13 protein-coding genes are annotated in these 13,845 nt (G+C 71.3%); 2 read left to right on the top strand and 11 right to left on the bottom strand.

Going from position 1 to position 13,845, the window contains the following annotated elements:
* Positions 1 to 56: 56 nt before the first annotated feature.
* Complete coding sequence (locus Ato02nite_RS36675) at positions 57 to 356, bottom strand: DUF2470 domain-containing protein (RefSeq protein WP_213011285.1); 300 nt, start codon at positions 354 to 356, stop codon at positions 57 to 59.
* Positions 357 to 375: 19 nt separating this feature from the next.
* Positions 376 to 1,008 carry a biliverdin-producing heme oxygenase gene (locus tag Ato02nite_RS36670; protein ID WP_213011284.1) on the bottom strand — a complete coding sequence of 211 codons (633 nt, stop codon included), beginning with the start codon at positions 1,006 to 1,008 and terminating at the stop codon, positions 376 to 378.
* A 130-nt stretch (positions 1,009 to 1,138) separates the two neighbouring features.
* Here Ato02nite_RS36670 and Ato02nite_RS36665 point away from each other — a divergent pair, with 130 nt between their 5' ends.
* A complete protein-coding gene (locus Ato02nite_RS36665) occupies positions 1,139 to 2,275 on the top strand; it encodes a class I SAM-dependent methyltransferase (protein WP_213011283.1) in 1,137 nt (378 codons plus the stop codon).
* Here Ato02nite_RS36665 and Ato02nite_RS36660 read toward each other — a convergent pair.
* From Ato02nite_RS36660 to Ato02nite_RS52680, 5 genes are all read right to left on the bottom strand, one after another.
* Complete coding sequence (locus Ato02nite_RS36660) at positions 2,268 to 3,419, bottom strand: DUF8832 domain-containing protein (protein WP_246607899.1); 1,152 nt, start codon at positions 3,417 to 3,419, stop codon at positions 2,268 to 2,270. The two genes, Ato02nite_RS36665 and Ato02nite_RS36660, sit on opposite strands and share 8 nt — an antisense overlap.
* Positions 3,412 to 3,624 (bottom strand): heavy-metal-associated domain-containing protein, encoded by a 213-nt coding sequence (locus Ato02nite_RS36655; protein ID WP_213011282.1) that lies wholly within the window; start codon positions 3,622 to 3,624, stop codon positions 3,412 to 3,414. Before Ato02nite_RS36655 ends, Ato02nite_RS36660 begins: the two co-directional genes overlap by 8 nt.
* A 32-nt stretch (positions 3,625 to 3,656) precedes the next feature.
* Positions 3,657 to 3,962, bottom strand: coding sequence for a metal-sensitive transcriptional regulator (locus Ato02nite_RS36650; RefSeq protein WP_213011281.1), 306 nt, complete (start codon positions 3,960 to 3,962; stop codon positions 3,657 to 3,659).
* A 315-nt stretch (positions 3,963 to 4,277) separates the two neighbouring features.
* Positions 4,278 to 6,431 (bottom strand): RecQ family ATP-dependent DNA helicase, encoded by a 2,154-nt coding sequence (locus Ato02nite_RS36645; RefSeq protein ID WP_213011335.1) that lies wholly within the window; start codon positions 6,429 to 6,431, stop codon positions 4,278 to 4,280.
* 172 nt (positions 6,432 to 6,603) lie between these two features.
* Positions 6,604 to 8,163 carry a nucleotide disphospho-sugar-binding domain-containing protein gene (locus Ato02nite_RS52680; protein WP_213011280.1) on the bottom strand — a complete coding sequence of 520 codons (1,560 nt, stop codon included), beginning with the start codon at positions 8,161 to 8,163 and terminating at the stop codon, positions 6,604 to 6,606.
* A 112-nt stretch (positions 8,164 to 8,275) separates the two neighbouring features.
* Between Ato02nite_RS52680 and Ato02nite_RS36635 the strand changes: the two genes are divergently transcribed.
* On the top strand, positions 8,276 to 8,674 hold the full coding sequence (locus tag Ato02nite_RS36635) for a hypothetical protein (RefSeq protein ID WP_213011279.1): 399 nt from the start codon (positions 8,276 to 8,278) through the stop codon (positions 8,672 to 8,674).
* A 3-nt stretch (positions 8,675 to 8,677) separates the two neighbouring features.
* On the opposite strand, the gene Ato02nite_RS36630 is transcribed toward Ato02nite_RS36635, so the two are convergent.
* The 4 genes from Ato02nite_RS36630 to Ato02nite_RS36615 form a co-directional block, all read right to left on the bottom strand.
* A complete protein-coding gene (locus Ato02nite_RS36630) occupies positions 8,678 to 9,406 on the bottom strand; it encodes an SDR family NAD(P)-dependent oxidoreductase (RefSeq protein ID WP_246607903.1) in 729 nt (242 codons plus the stop codon).
* 19 nt (positions 9,407 to 9,425) lie between these two features.
* Entirely contained in the window at positions 9,426 to 11,204 is a 1,779-nt protein-coding gene (locus Ato02nite_RS36625; RefSeq protein ID WP_213011277.1) for a serine/threonine-protein kinase, read from the bottom strand.
* A gap of 145 nt (positions 11,205 to 11,349) precedes the next feature.
* A complete protein-coding gene (locus Ato02nite_RS36620) occupies positions 11,350 to 12,816 on the bottom strand; it encodes a fused MFS/spermidine synthase (protein WP_213011276.1) in 1,467 nt (488 codons plus the stop codon).
* Positions 12,813 to 13,814, bottom strand: a complete 1,002-nt coding sequence (locus tag Ato02nite_RS36615) for a coiled-coil domain-containing protein (RefSeq protein ID WP_213011275.1) — start codon at positions 13,812 to 13,814, stop codon at positions 12,813 to 12,815. Before Ato02nite_RS36615 ends, Ato02nite_RS36620 begins: the two co-directional genes overlap by 4 nt.
* Positions 13,815 to 13,845: the final 31 nt, after the last annotated feature.

The following is a 13,845-nucleotide window of genomic DNA, read 5'->3' as shown; positions in this document are numbered from 1 at the left end:
CGGCGTGCACGCTTCGATGCGCGTACTGAAAAAAGGCGTGAGGGGATTACGCAGCGTTAGTGGGTTGGGGTTACGCCTAGCGCGGCGCAGGCGTCGCGGTACATGCGGACGGCTTCCGTCCGGACCTGGTGGCGTTCGGTGAGGCGTTCGGCGAAGGGGATGCGGACCGGGACCTCGATGCCGTCGAGGACGGCGGCGAACTCCATGGCGTCGGCGTCCAGGCCGGACATCCGGGCCGCGGTGGCCGACGGAATGCCGCCCAGCGCGCGCACGATCAGGACGTTGTCGTCGGCGTGGTCGTCGTTCATGTGGCGGGCGATCTGCGCGATCACCTCGGGAGTGAACGGGTCGGACATGTCGGGCTCCTGCATCGAGTCAGGTCCAGCGGCGGCGGAGATCTTCGAGTACCGCGGTGTTGAGCCGGTAGGCCTCGAGCACCTCGGTGACGAACTCGTCCTGTTCGTAGGGTGACCATGGCAGTGTGTCGAGTAACTGCCGGTAGTAGGTCTTGAGGGCTTCGGGATTGATGCCGTCGAACATGTAGAAGCGGTGGCCGTCGCCGTTCAGGCCGTAGGCGCGGGCGATGCCGCGGCCGAGGTACTGCCCGCCGGAGAGATCGCCCAGGTAGCGCGTGTAATGGTGGGCGATGAAGCCGATCGGGTGCGAGTTGGCGGCGTACCGCAGGCGGGTGCAGTAAGTCGTGGTGGCCGGCAGCGCGGCGATCCGGTAGGACCAGCGCGGCCCGTGCAGGAAGCGCAGGTCAGCCTCGATCGACGGCAGTCGCACCAGCTCGGGGAAGACGAACGGGCGGGCCACCGGGTCGTCGGCCATGGTTCGCGCGGCCAGTTCGAGCGCCTCGTAGACGAACCAGTGCTGGGCGGTGAGATCCGCGTAGGCCTCCCAGGGCAGCAGGCCGGCGACCAGCGCGTCCAGGAATCCGCTGCCCTGCGCGGCGGCGTGCGCGGACCGGGTGTCCTGGCGCAGCCGGGCGGAGAGCCGGTCGCCCATCTCGCTCCTTCGCTGGGATTTTGCTGGAGGCACAGCGGTTTTACTGGGGGCACAGCGTAGCGATAGATCCACTTCGTGTCCCGCCCCTTGTGACGGAGTCGCCGCTCGGTGTGCCAGGCACAATTGAGGGATGCCCCAGCCCTTGGCGGACGTGCTCGCCGAAGTTCGCACCCTCCTGCTCGACCCCGCCCTCACCCGGGCCGTGGCCGCCGGCCGCCGCCGCGGTCAGACACCCACGGTGACCAGGGCGGAGCTACGGCCTGTCGCGCTGAAGGGCGGGCCGAAATTGCAGATCGTCACGGACGACGGGTCACGACCGTTCACCCGGAACGTTGCCTGGGGCGACGAAGCCGCCGTGGCCGTCGATGAGCTGCTCGCCGAGCCGTTCGGCAACTGGCATGTGGAGACGCCGTCGGCGACCGTGCAGGTGCGAATCACCAAGAAGGGTGACGCCCAGGTGCACCGCTCCTCGCCGGCCCCGTCCGCCGCGGTCACCTCCCACGACCGGGCCAAGCAGTGGCTGCTCGATCCGGGTGATCCGCTGTTCTCAGTGATCGGCGGCAATGCAGCCAAGCGGCGGCAGGTCGACGCGTTCCTCCGGGCGCTCGCGGCGACGCTGCCGGCCGAGCTGCCGACGCCGCTGCGCGTCGTCGACCTCGGGTGCGGAAATGCGTACCTGACCTTCGCGGCCTATCGCTACCTGGCCTCGCTGGGCGCGCAGGTCCAGGTCGTGGGGGTCGATGTCCGCGAGGACCAGCGCGTACGCAACACCGCCGTCGCCGCCGAACTTGGCTGTTCCGCCGACGTGAGCTTCGTGGCCGGCACCATCGAGGAGGCCTCGGTTCCGTTCACCCCGGATCTGGTGCTGGCCCTGCACGCCTGCGACACCGCCACGGATCAGGCACTCGCCCGGGCGGTGCGCTGGTCGGCCCGCTGGGTGCTGGCCGCGCCGTGCTGCCACCACGACATCGCCGCCCAGTTGAAGGGCTCCCCCGCCCCGGCGCCGTTCGGCGAACTGACCCGGCACGCGATCATGCGGGAGCGCTTCGCCGACGTGCTCACCGACACCCTGCGGGCATCGCTGCTGCGGCTGAACGGCTACCGGGTGGACGTGGTCGAGTTCATCGACTCGGCGCACACCCCGCGCAACCTGCTGCTGCGAGCCCGCCGCACCGACGCGTCGCCCACCGCGGCCCAGCGCACCGAGTACGAAAACCTGACCACCGAGTGGTCCGTGACTCCCGCGCTGGAAAAACTGCTCAGCTGACGTCGACGGTCCAGGCCGCCGTGTGCACCTTGCCGGCCACCTGGAAGTCGAAGAACATCCGGTACGTCCCGGTGCTCGGCACCGCCAGCCAGAACTTGACCTTCCCGTCGACCGGTTGCGCCTCCGGGTGAACGTGCACGTAGGCGAGGTCACCCTCGCGCAGCACCACCAGATGCCCGTAGGCGCCCAGGTAAGGCTCGAGGACCGCGGCTTGATGATCCGGCCCGGCCACGCTGATCAGGATCGGCTGGGTGGACTTCGTGCTGGGCATGCCCTCGTAGCCGACCGCGAACCCGTCGGTGGCCACGGCCTTGACCGGCGCGGGCAACGCGGCCGGCGCGTAGTTCCCGGCCACCGTGAGATCGCTGCCCAGCGTGGTGGCGATCGGCGTGCCGCCGACCAGCGCGGTGAAGTCGGCAATCATTCGGTAGATCCCGGGCTGCGCCAGCGTGAGGTCGATCCCCCAGGTGCCGTCGGCGGCCATGCTCGGGTGCAGGTGCTGGAAGCCGCTCAGGTCCCGCCGGATCACGATGAGGTGCAACAGCTTGTCGTGCACCACCGCGTAGGTGGTGACCGGCGCCCCACCCGGCCCGACGATGCGGAAGCCGAGCCGTTGCGGTTTCCCGGCCACGAAGACCGACGTGGTGGGCACCAGGGTGAGACCGCCGGAGCTCAGCGAGAGCCCGCCGACCGCCGCGCCCGCCGCGGCCGGGCTCGCACCGCCCGCGGTGACCGTGCCGTCGGTGCTGTGTGTGTGCGGCTGGCTCTCGTCCATGGCCATGCCCGGCATAGCGGCGCTGGCGCCGCCCGTCGGCGCCGAGGCCGACACCGTGCTGTTGTTGAGGCGGCCCAGGCCGTAGCCCGCGAACAGCACCACGATGAGCAGCGCACCGAAGGCCGCCAGGCGGAACCCGGCCTTGTCGCCGGCCGCGGTCGTCTCCAGCAGACCGATCTTGGTCAGGTCTCGTTCGCTGCCGCCGGCGGGTTGCTCGGGCGCCCTCCCACCTGCCGTCTCGGCCGCCGAGCGCTCGCGGTCTGTCGTTCCGTCCGCCAATAGGTCGCCGCCTGGTGGGTGCTCGGCTGTGCCGCCGGCTGGGCGCGCGGCGGCGTCGGTCGTGCCGTTGGTGGGTGAATCGTCAGGCATTCGCGAGCTCGTAGCCGGCCTCGTCGACCGCGGCGCGAACGGCGTCGTCGGCCAGGGGCGCCTCGCTGGTCACCGTGACCGCGCCGGAGGCCAGGTCGACCCGCACGTCCGCGACGCCCGGCAGGGTGGACAGCTCCCCGCTGACGGCCTGGACGCAGTGCGAGCAGGTCATCCCGGTCACGGTGTAGGTGCTGGTCACAGCCATGGCATTGCCTTTCATCGTTGGTTTCTCGTCCGTCAGGACCGCACGAGCCGCGCGATCGCGTCGGACGCCTCCTTGACCTTGGCGCTAGGGTCGCCCTCCCGAGCCGCATCGACGACGCAGTGGGCCAGGTGATCTTCGAGCAGCCCGATCGCGACCGCCTGGAGCGCACTCTTGGCCGCGGAGATCTGGGTCAGGACGTCGATGCAGTAGGTGTCCTCGTCGACCATCCGCTGAAGCCCGCGAATCTGCCCCTCGATGCGACGCAGCCGCCCGAGCAGCGCCGCCTTGTCGCCGGAGTAACCGTGCGGACCGTGTTGTGACGTCGACTCGTCGGACATGCCGCCAGCATACCCCCTACCCGTATCCTCGCTGCTCCCGCCTATCTCCGATCATGGTGTCCGTTTGCAGGGGTTTTGTCACTCAAAGGCACTCTTGGGCGCTACGGCGCCCGCCTCCACCCGGCCTCCCCGCCAAGGCCAGCCCCACCTCTCAACCGGCCGGCCGCCAAGGCCAGCGGCGTCCCCCTCAGCCGGCCCACCGCCAAGACCAACGGCATCCCCTCAGGTCGCCCAGCGTCAAGATCAGCGCCATTCCCTCAGGCCGACCAGCGTCATTCCCTCACGCCGCCCAACGTCAAGACCGGCGCCATCTGCTCAGCCGGCCACCGCCAAGGCCAGCGGTAGTACCCCCTCGGCGCCGGCTCGGCGTAGTGCCCGGCCGGCCAGCACCATCGTCCAGCCGGAGTCGACCAGGTCGTCGACCAGCAGGACCGGGCCACCCAGCGCGGGTAGTTCGCCGGCCACCTCGGCCGGAACCGTGAAAGCCTCGTGCAGCGCCCGCACCCGCTGCGCGCTGTTGCCCCGCGAACCGTCGCCGGACGGCGCAGCCGAGGCGACCGCGCCCAGCAGCGGCAACCGGCCCACCCGGGCGATGTGTTCGGCCAGCGTGTGAATCAGCTCGGGGTGGCGCCGGGAACCCACCTCGACCACCGCTGCCGGGCGGCGTGACCAGGCGTCCTCGCCGTGCGCCCAGGCCTTGAGGATTTCCACCACCGCTGCCGCCAACTCGTCGGGGATCGGGCCGTCGGCCGACTCGGGCGCGACCAGGGTGCGCAGCCGGCCACCCCACCCCAGGTCGGACAGGCGGCCGACGGCACGGCCCGGCTCGATCTGGTCGGCCGGAGCGATCTTGCCCTTGAGCGAGATGCCGACGGCGGCCATACCGGTGGGCCACATCTTCTTCGGCGCGATCTCGACACCGGGCCGGCCCAGGAAGGCGTCGGCTGCGGCCAGCGATGCCGGCGAAACCTCGGCGTCGAACAACGGCTCGGCGCAGTTGTCGCAGCGACCGCACGGTTTCGCCTCGGGATCGTCCAGGCAGCGCCGCAGGAACTCCATACGGCAGGCGTCGGTCTCGGCATATTCGATCATGGTCTGCTGCTCGTTGGACCGCGCCTCGGCAACCCGGCGGAGCCGTGCGGTGTCGTAGGTCCACGGCTCGCCGGTGGCGAACCAGCCACCGCGGGCACGGCGGACCGCACCGTCGACGTCGAGGACCTTGAGCATCATCTCGAGCCGGTTGCGGCGCAGATCGACGAGCGGCTCCAGTGCCTGCGTCGACATCGGACGGTCGGACGACAGGTTGGCCAGGACCAAACGCACCTGATCTTCCGGCGGGAAGGCCAGCGAGGCGAAGTATCGCCAGATCGCCGCGTCCTCCCGGCCGGGCAGCAGCACCACCTCGGCGTGCTCGACGGCCCGGCCGGCCCGGCCCACCTGTTGGTAATAGGCGATCGGGGAGGGCGGCGCGCCCAGATGGATGACGAACCCGAGGTCGGGTTTGTCGAAGCCCATCCCGAGCGCCGACGTCGCCACCAGTGCCTTGATCTTGTTGTCCTGCAGGTCCTGCTCGGCGGCGCGACGCTCGGCATCCTCCACCTGGCCCGTGTAGGACGCCACCGGGAAGCCCCGCGAACGCAGGAAGTCGGCGGTCTCGGTGGCACCGGCGACGGTCAGCGTGTAGATGATGCCGGAACCGGGGAGCCGGTCGAGGTGATCGGCAAGCCAGGCCAGCCGATGCGCCGGGTTGGGCAGATCGAGCACGGCCAGCCGCAACGAATCGCGGTCGAGCGGACCGCGCAGCACCAGCGCGTCACCCAGCTGCTCGGCCACGTCGGCGGTCACCCGCGCGTTGGCGGTCGCGGTGGTGGCCAGCACCGGGGTGCGCCCCGGCAGGCCGGCCAGGAACGTGCGCAGACGTCGATAGTCGGGGCGGAAGTCATGCCCCCAGTCGGAGACGCAGTGCGCCTCGTCGACCACGAGCAGGCCGGTGCTGGAGGCCAGGCCGGGCAGCACGTTGTCGCGGAAGTCGGGGTTGTTGAGCCGCTCGGGGCTGATCAGCAGCACGTCGACCGCGCCGGCCCGGATCTCGTGCTCGATCTCGGACCACTCGTCGAGATTGGCCGAATTGATGGTGCGGGCACGGATGCCGGCGCGGGCGGCCGCATCGACCTGGTTGCGCATCAGCGCCAGCAGCGGCGACACGATGACGGTCGGCCCGGCGGGCGGGTCATCGGCCTGGGCGGTGACGCCGTCGCGCAGCAGGGCGGTGGCCACGAAATAGACCGCCGACTTCCCCCATCCGGTGCGCTGCACGCAGAGCACGCGCCGCCGGTCGACGGTGAGCGCCTCGATGGCTCGCCACTGATCCTCGCGCAGGACGGCATGCTCGCCGGCGAGCCGGCGCAGCACCCCCTCGGCGCGCTCACGCACCGCTGCCCGCTCGGCCTCTCCGGCTGTCGTCCGCATCGTCTCGGTCACCCGGCATGTCTATCAGCCGCCACCGACAGAACCGGAGTTATCCACAGGCCAACCGTTGTCCACAGGCCGCCGAAAATCTTGCGCACGGCCGGGACCGCCGCCGCCAGAATCGAGCTCGTCCCCGCACCCCCAGGAGCCGATCATGCACGTCGAGCCGAGTTCAGCGCGTCAGCAGACCTTCGATCAGATCGACGGCCACCGGCACTCCCCCGGCCGCCGTCATGGCCGCGCCGAGCTCGCGAGCTCGCGTGCGGAAGTGGGGGTCGGAGCGCACCCGGTCGACCGCCTCCGCGATCCGGTCCGCCTTCGGATTGCCGGTCCGCAGATCGAGCCCCGCGCCCGACCAGGCCACGCGACGCGCCACCTCCGGCTTGTCCAGCGAGCCGCCGGCGACGACGAGCGGCACCCCGGCCTGCAGGGCGGCCAACACGCCACCCCAGCCGCCGTTGGTGACCATGACGTCGACGAGCGGCAGCAGCAGGTCGTGCGGGAGGAAGGCGGCGGCTCGCGCGTTCGCCGGCAGCGGTCCCAGGGTGGCCGGGTCGGCGCCGCCCGTCGTGCAGACGACAAGCACGTCCCGGTCCGCAAGCCCCGCCAGAGTCGGCCGCAGCAGGTCGTCCGGGTCGACGTCGAGGGTTCCCTGGGTCACGTGCACGACCGTGCCGGCCTCCGCGAGCTCGGCCCACCAGTCCGGCAGCCGCGCCGGGCCAGACGCGGCGGCCGGGCGGGGCTGAGCCACCGGGCCGGGCCGCGCCTCCAGGTCCAGCTGAGCGGCCAGATCCAGATGGCCGGCCAGGTCCAGATGGGCAGCCGGGTCCGGCTGAACGTCCGGGTCGAGCTGGGCGGCCGCCTTCGGCTTAGCCGCCGAGGCTAGCTGTGTAGCGGGGCCCGGCTCAGCGGCCGCCTTCGGCCCAGTCGTCGGGTCGGGCTCCCCAGCCGGGGCGGGCTCCCCAGCCGGGGCGGGCTCCCCAGCCGGGGCGGGCTGGGGGGACGGGTCGGGCTGGGGGGCGGGTTGGGCCAGGCGACCGACGAAGTGGGCGTAGGGCGGTAGGTCGGGGCGGGGGTACTCCAGGCCGGGGACGCCCTGGGCGATGATCAGGTCCGTTGAGTAGATGCCGTCGAAGAGGCGGCCCGGCGGGACCGGGCCCAGGCCTGCGCCGGCGCGGATCTGGTTCAGCTTGGGGTCGGTGAACCGGCGGCCGACTGCGCTCAGCAGGCCGCGGAAGGCGGCGTCTCGGGCGTGGCCGAGCGGGCCGGTCCCCGGGTTCCAGGGCACGCCGACCGGCGGGAGGTGGCGGCTGGTCAGGGAAAGCGGTGTAACCGTGACCGTGGCCCATGGGATGCCTAGCGCCTGGCCCGCTATGGCACCGCCGAAGGCCACCTGGTCGGTCACCAGCAGGTCATAGGGTGCGGCGGCCATGATGTCGGCTACCTGGCCGGGGGCGGTGCCGAAGAGGACGTGTTCGACGTTGGCTCGGCCGCCTCGCAAGCCCTTGCCGTCGCCGACCTCTGGGAAGGTGGCCGCCAGGTCGGCGTCGTCGAAGTCGGTTGCCTTGATCCACGGCAGCCAGGTGGCGCCGGACGCGGTGAAGCGGTCGCGGTATTTCGCGCCGGTGTAGGCGACCACCTCGTGGCCTCGTCGCACCAGTTCCGCGGACACCGCGCTCATCGCGCCGACGTGACCGGCGAAGGGCATCGATGCGACCAGGATCCTTGCCATGCCGCGACCGTAGCGGACATCGACGTTACTAAGGTGCCCGCGCGGCCGGGGGAACGCATCGGACTCAGCGGAAAACCTTGACAACAAAATTTGTCGGTGTAAGGCTCGGGGTATGTCGAAGACGATTGCCGAGAAGCTGCTGATCAAGCCGCACTCGACCGTGTGGCTGTCCGACCCGGGGCGGCTGTCGTTGCTCACGCCGATGCCTGAGGGCGTGCGCGAAGTGGAGACACTGGCTACCGCGAGCACCGCGGTGGTCTTCGCCGAGGATGCGGCGAGTGCTCGCAAGCTTCTCGAGGAGCACACCGCCGATCTGGCCAAGCCGGGTGTGTTCTGGGTGGCCTATCCCAAGGGCAACAAGGCCGACATCAACCGCGACAGCCTGTGGCCGATCGTCGCCGACTTCGACATGCGGCCCTGCGGTCAGGTCGCCATCGACGACCGCTGGTCGGGGCTGCGCTTCCGGGCCAACCGCGAGGGCGAGGGTCGCTTCACCGGCGGCGGCAAATAAGCCTCATCGGCCCAGGACGGTGCCGCCGTTCACGTTGATGATCTGGGCGGTTACGAAGCTGCCGCCCGGGCCGGCCAGCCAGCGGACCGCCTCGGCTATCTCGTCGGGGGTGCCGGAGCGCTTGAGCAGGCTGGCGTTCACTCGGCGCTCGTGGCCCTCGGGGGTCATCCGGCCGTCGAAGAACTCGCTGTCGGTGATGTAACCGGGTGAGATCACGTTGGCCGTGATGCCGGACTCGCCGAGCTGCGTCGCCAAGTCCAGGACATAGCCGTGCAGCGCCGCCTTCGCCGCCGAATATGCGCCCCCGCCGCCTCGCTGGGCGGCGATCGAGCTGGTCAGGATGATGCGGCCACCGGGGCGGCGCAGCGACGGGAGCAGGGCCGTGGTCATCAGCACCGCGGTGAGCACGTTGGAGTCGAGGGTGGCGTGCCAGCGGGCGGCCACCTCGTCGAGTGTGGAGTCGTCGCCGGAGATGAACGCGCCGGCGTTGTTGACCAGGACGTCCACCGGGCGGTCGCCGACCGCCTCCACCACCCTGGTGATCTGGGCCGGGTCGGAGACGTCGGCGGTGACCGCGGTGGCCTGCGGACCGATCCACTTCACCGCGTCGGTCAGCACCTCGGGGCGACGCCCGACGATGATGACGTCGTATCCCTCCCCGGCCAGCATGCCGGCCGTCGCCCGGCCGATTCCCGTTCCGCCTCCGGTCACCACCGCAAGTCTCGACATGATCCGACCCTAGCCCGGAACCTCACAGCGCCAGGGAGAAGCCTGTGCCCTTGCGGGCCACCGGCGGCAGCGTTGGCGGCGAGGCCGGGGACGCGGGCTGCGGGCGTTGGACGCGTTTTCGGGGCGCTCCGCTGTTGCGGGGCGGCCGGTTGCGTTTGGTGCCGCCGACCGCCCGCTGGGTTTTCTCGGTGCCGGCAGCCTCGCTGACTTCCCGGGTGGTGCCGCCCATCACCTCGGCGCGGCATCGCCGGCCGTCCAGGGTGAACGCGAGCGGCAGCGGGTTGTAGCCGCGGTAGTCGCCGCGCAGCCAGAACGTACGCTGCTGGCCGCGGCCCTTGGCGAACACCTTGCGGCCCTTCTGGGCGACCGCTTTCGGATATCCGGTCAGCCGCTGGGAGCCAGGATAGACGAAGGCCACCCGCCACGGATCGCGGCCGAGGTCGGCGGTGGTGGAGACCGTCAGCAGCGCCTCGTACTCTCGGCCGGAGTCTCGTTTCAGCTGGTAGCGGACTACGCAGGGGGCGTTCGTCGGACCGGCTGCGGAGGCCGGGCCGGCGCCGGCGGCCTGGGCCTGTTCCGCGGTCGGCGACTCGCGACTCGCCGCCCAGCCGACGCCGGCCGCGCCCAGCAGCGTCGCGGTGATCAGCGCGGCCTGCACACGGTGCCGGCTCGCCAGGAGGGCGCGGCGGCGGGTCACGCTCGCACCGGCGAAGAGGCCACCGCCGAGAGGCCGGGCCCCGCCCAAATGCAACCATCCGCCGAGCTTGAGCCCCGCCCGCAGCCGCAACAGGCTCATCGAGGCCGGCAGCCGCCGGGCGCCGCCGGCAAACGCGACGGCCGGGACCGCAGAGCCGGCGGCGGGATGCCGGGTGGAAAAGCGGGCGGCGGCGGAGGCGCGGATCGGTGGTGCAGCGTCGTCGGGACAGGGGCGCGGAGGCGGAAGGACGGGCTGGAGACCGAGCGTGGTGGCCAGGGTTCGGGCCGCCTCGGCCGCGCCGGGACGATCCGACGGGTCCTTGGCCAGGCACCGAAGGCAGAGTGAACCGACCTCGGACGGCATTTCCGCGAGGTCGGGCAGCGGGGCGGGGTCGGCGTACAGGTGGGCGCGGAGGGCTTCGGCGGTGTTCTCGGCGGGCCAGGGCAGGCGGCCGGTCAGCGCGCGGTACAGGAGCAGGCCGAGCGCGTACACGTCGGTGGCGGCCGCGACGTGGGCACCGCCGAGTCGTTCGGGGGCCAGGTAGGCGGGGGTGCCGAGCAGGCTGCCGTCGGGGGCCGCGTCACGTTCGCCGACTATCGCCGAGATGCCGAAGTCGACCACTTTGGCGCCGGCCCCGGTCAGCATCACGTTCGCGGGGGTCACGTCGCGGTGCACGACCCCGCGGGCATGGGCGGTGGCCAGGGCGGACGCCACCTCGACGGCGACGGTGACCGCCTCCCGCCAGGGCAGGGGGCCGGCCCGGGAGAGGCGGGCGGCGACCGACTCACCGTCGTTGAGTTCCATCACCACGTACGGGACGGTGACCTCGGCCGAGAGCGGTGACTCGCCGAAGTCGAAGATGCCGGTGATGTGCGGGTGGACGAGCCGGGCGGCGGCCAGTGCCTCCTGCTTCAGCCGGTCGCGAAAGCTCTGGTCGTCGGCGAGCCGCGGGGACAGCACCTTGACGGCGACCGGCCGGCCCAGCGTCTCGTCGTAGCCGCGCCAGACCTCCGACATGCCGCCGGTGCCGAGCTTCTCGAGGAGCCGGTACCGTCCGGCGATGCGACGCGGGGCATCCTGACCGTTTCGCCCTGTCCGCCCCATCTGCCGATTGTGACCCGAGGTCCGGCCCGCCCGACGCAGCACGGGAAAACCCAGTCGCTTTCCTGGCGAACCCTGGGCACGACCAAAGGCGACCAGACGCGACCAAAGGTGACCAGACACGCCTCAGAAGGCGACCCGGCCGGCTTCAGAAGGTCAGAAGCTGGTCAACTGGGGCGTAGTCGTCGGTCAGCACCCGGGCATCCCCGGCGAACCCGGGACCGTCCTGCAGTGTCACCGGCTCCGGCAGCCCCACCAGCCCCGCGCGGATCGCGGCGAGCGGCAGCGGACTCTTGGACGCCACGATCACGAAGTTGGAGCCGCGTTCTCCGGCCAGGGCGTCGGGCGGCGCGATCAGCGCCACGTGCGGGAAGACCGCGGCGACGGTGGCCAGCTCGGCCTTGAGGAAACGGTCGGGCGGGTAGTCGATCACGTTCTGCGTGTAGATGCCGCCGGGCCGGACGACCCGGGCGACGTCCGACATCATCTCGCGGGTCGAAAGGTGCCACGGCACCACCAGGTAGCCGAACGCGTCCCCGACCACCAGGTCGTAGGAGGAGTCGGGCTGGGCGGCCAGGCCGACCCGGGCGTCACCGACCCGAACGCGCAGGTCCGGCCCGGTGACCAGGCCCAGCTCGCGCTTGTCGAGGTCGACGAGACCGCCGTCGAGCTCGACGACCTGCTGCTGAATGCCGGGCCGGGTCTGCCGCAGATAGCCCGGCAGGGTGAATCCGCCACCGCCGAGGTGCAGCGCGTCGCGGGGAGCGAGCACGTCCGCCACGGCGGCGATCCATTGGACGTACGCGAACTCGAGGTGTTTCGGGTCGGCCAGGTCGACGTACGAGTGCCGGGCCGAGTTCAGGATCAGGGTCCGCCCACCGGGCACCGCCGGGTCTCGATCGACGCGCGCGCAGTGATAAGCCGTCTCGACGTCGCACGGTGTCGGCCCGACCGCCCCGAGACCGGCCCCGACCAGCCCGACGCTGACCAGCACCGCCCGGGTGCGGGGCTGTCCGGGCAGGTCCCGCCGCAGCCACCCGGCCAGGGTGAGCCCGCCGACGGCCAGCAGCGCGGCCAGGCAGAGGATGATCCAGTTGGTGGGCAGCGCCGCCACGAAGATGAACCCGGTGGCGAGCGTCGCCGTGATCGCGCCGAGGGTCCCCACGCTGGACAGGCGCCCGACCACCGAACCTGTCCGGTCCAGGTCGCTGAGCTGCAGCTTTACCACCATCGGGGTGATCGTGGAGAGCAGGAACGCGGGCAGGAAGACGGCCATCGCGGCGAGCAGGAGGACGGCCGGTGCGGCCCCGCCGCGCAGGAGCTCGCCGCCGTAGCGGACCAGCGGCAGGGTGACGGCCGTACCGATGGCGGCCAGCAGCAGGGCCGGGGCCAGCAGGGCGCGCGGGTCGAACCGGTCGGCGAGGCGGCCGCCGAGCCATGTTCCGTACGCGATGGCGGCCAGCGAGATCCCGATGACCGAGCTGCTCACCTGCAGGGTGACGCCGACGTAGGGCCCGACGAGCCGCAGCGCCACGATCTCCAGGACCAGTACGGCACCGCTGGCGAAGAAGACGAGCGCGGTGGCGAGCCCGGACGGTAACGCTCGGGGCGTCACAACATCGACAGGTGGACGTGGTTGGTGTGCACCTCGGACGGGCCACCGCTGCCGCTGTAGGACTTCCAGCCGGTGCCCGGCATCCAGATCTGCCGGTACCAAATCACGTACATGACCCCGAGCCTATCCGCGTTCTTCACGAAGAAGGCGGCCAGGTTGTTCCCGTACGTCTTGTCGCTGCCGCTCGCCGCCACGTTCTGGAAGCCGGACTTGTTCGCCGAGAAGTCGCAGGCCCGCCCCTTGGGGTGCTCACCGGAGGAGCGCTTCGAATAGCAGTTCGTGTAGTGGGTGAAGTCGGCCGCCACCGCCTCCTGGTAGGCGTGCAGGGTGCGCGGCGTGACGCACCCGGTCGTGGTCGGATCGTCGATCGTGCACGATTCCTTGGGCCATGATCCGTCGGAGTTGCGCGGGGCCGGCTTGGCGAGCGGCGAGTTGACGCTGACGAAGCCGCCGGCCGCACCTCCGCCGCCGACGCTGCCGAGCGCCAGCTCGGCCTCCTTCTTCTTCTTGGTCAGCGCCGTGACCTGCTTCTGCTGCTCCTTGATCTCCTTGTCGACGGCGGCCTTGGCGGCCTGCGCCGTGCTGAGATCGTCCCGATAGCGGGCCAGGATCTGGCCGTCGAGCTGGGCGAGCATGTCGAGGTTCTGGATGCGCTCCAGGAAGGAGTCGGGCGAGGAGGAGTTCAGCAGCATGGACATGGTGCTGGTGCGGCCCATCCGGTAGGACCGGTTGGCGATCGTGCCCACCTGGGCTTCGAGGGCTTTCGCGGAAGCCGTCGCGGTCACGACCGTGGCCTGCAGCCGGGTCTGCCTCTTCTTGGACGCGCTGAGTTTCTGGATCGCGTCGGCCTGCCCCTTGGCCGCGGACTCGAGCGCGTTGCGCAGGGTCTTGTCGTCGCCCTCGTCCGGGTCGGCCAGAGCCGGCGTGCCCACGAGGAACACGAACGCGACGAGCAGCGCCAGGACAGCGCTGAATCGCCGAAGGACAACCGCCGCCACGATTACCTCCCAGAAGTCAGCGCGGGGAACT

Source organism: Paractinoplanes toevensis, from assembly GCF_018332695.1.
Lineage (GTDB): Bacteria > Actinomycetota > Actinomycetes > Mycobacteriales > Micromonosporaceae > Actinoplanes > Actinoplanes toevensis.
Note: the sequence above shows the minus strand (reverse complement) of the source record. Positions and strands in the feature narration are given on the sequence as shown.

Excerpts from the sequence above, each read along its gene's own strand:
- Ato02nite_RS36675 (WP_213011285.1), bottom strand. The coding sequence starts at position 356 with ATGTCCGACCCGTTCACTCCCGAGGTGATCGCGCAGATCGCCCGCCAC.
- Ato02nite_RS36670 (WP_213011284.1), bottom strand. The coding sequence starts at position 1,008 with ATGGGCGACCGGCTCTCCGCCCGGCTGCGCCAGGACACCCGGTCCGCG.
- Ato02nite_RS36665 (WP_213011283.1), top strand. The coding sequence starts at position 1,139 with ATGCCCCAGCCCTTGGCGGACGTGCTCGCCGAAGTTCGCACCCTCCTG.
- Ato02nite_RS36660 (WP_246607899.1), bottom strand. The coding sequence starts at position 3,419 with ATGCCTGACGATTCACCCACCAACGGCACGACCGACGCCGCCGCGCGC.
- Ato02nite_RS36655 (WP_213011282.1), bottom strand. The coding sequence starts at position 3,624 with ATGGCTGTGACCAGCACCTACACCGTGACCGGGATGACCTGCTCGCAC.
- Ato02nite_RS36650 (WP_213011281.1), bottom strand. The coding sequence starts at position 3,962 with ATGTCCGACGAGTCGACGTCACAACACGGTCCGCACGGTTACTCCGGC.
- Ato02nite_RS36645 (WP_213011335.1), bottom strand. The coding sequence starts at position 6,431 with ATGCGGACGACAGCCGGAGAGGCCGAGCGGGCAGCGGTGCGTGAGCGC.
- Ato02nite_RS52680 (WP_213011280.1), bottom strand. The coding sequence starts at position 8,163 with ATGGCAAGGATCCTGGTCGCATCGATGCCCTTCGCCGGTCACGTCGGC.
- Ato02nite_RS36635 (WP_213011279.1), top strand. The coding sequence starts at position 8,276 with ATGTCGAAGACGATTGCCGAGAAGCTGCTGATCAAGCCGCACTCGACC.
- Ato02nite_RS36625 (WP_213011277.1), bottom strand. The coding sequence starts at position 11,204 with ATGGGGCGGACAGGGCGAAACGGTCAGGATGCCCCGCGTCGCATCGCC.